The sequence below is a fragment of the Acinetobacter sp. SM1B genome, from assembly GCF_003289665.1.
Lineage (GTDB): Bacteria > Pseudomonadota > Gammaproteobacteria > Pseudomonadales > Moraxellaceae > Acinetobacter > Acinetobacter schindleri.
The window spans coordinates 536,139-537,030 of record NZ_QMBM01000001.1; the positions used below are offsets into that span (position 1 = coordinate 536,139).

The 892-nt window shown below is 42.2% G+C and carries 1 protein-coding gene; it reads right to left on the bottom strand.

All coding sequences use genetic code 11. The features are described from left to right. The coding region (locus C8322_RS14520) for a KGG domain-containing protein (protein WP_228156487.1) at window positions 1-539 on the bottom strand (539 nt) is incomplete at its 3' end. Between the last annotated feature and the right edge of the window lie 353 nt (window positions 540-892).

Sequence of the window (892 nt, forward strand, 5' to 3'; positions counted from 1 at the left end):
TTACTTGAACGGCCACGATCATCATCATCATCGTCGTCATCACGGCTGCGTCCACGACCTCGACCGCTGGAACGACCGCGATCGTCCTCATCATCGTCATCACGGTTACGACCACGACCTCGACCGCTGGAACGACCGCGATCGTCATCTTCGTCGTCATCACGGCTGCGACCGCGACCTCGACCATTTGAGCGGCCACGATCGTCATCATCATCGTCATCACGGCTGCGACCACGTCCACGACCACTTGAGCGGCCACGATCGTCATCATCATCGTCATCATAGCTGCTGCGGCGTCCTGAATGACTACGGCTACCAGCTTCACGGGCTTCTTCTGAGGTAAATTCATGTGCATTACCGCTTCGATGAGCCGCACGTCCTGCTTCTCTGGCTTCTTCAGAGCTAAATTCGTGAGCATTTCCACTGGCATGGGCAGCTCGACCGCCTTGACTTGCTATTTCTCGTTGTCTTTCGGAGTCCATACTTGCAAATCCGCGATTTGAAGTATCTGTATCGTTATCATTATCTTGAGTTGCCATTTTTTTCCTTCCTTTAAATTATTTTTTTCAGCAAAGGTTAATTTGCCTGTACTAAGGTAGGAGCTAAAAGCTAAATACAGAATGGATATTATGTGACTGAATTTAAAAATAGTAATACCAGTTTTTATTTTTATTATTAGAAAATGAAGAGTTAGTATTCGATCTGTATTTTTTAATTACAGAGAACGACAATTCAATCTTATTATTTTACGCATAAAAATAAAGAGAGTAGAAAAATAGGAGTTATGTATATATTCTGAGATGTCTAACTATATATTTAAATTTACTAGGTTAAGTCTGTTAATTATTAGATCTCTTTCATAAATCAAAAAACGATCTTCTTTTTGGTTAAT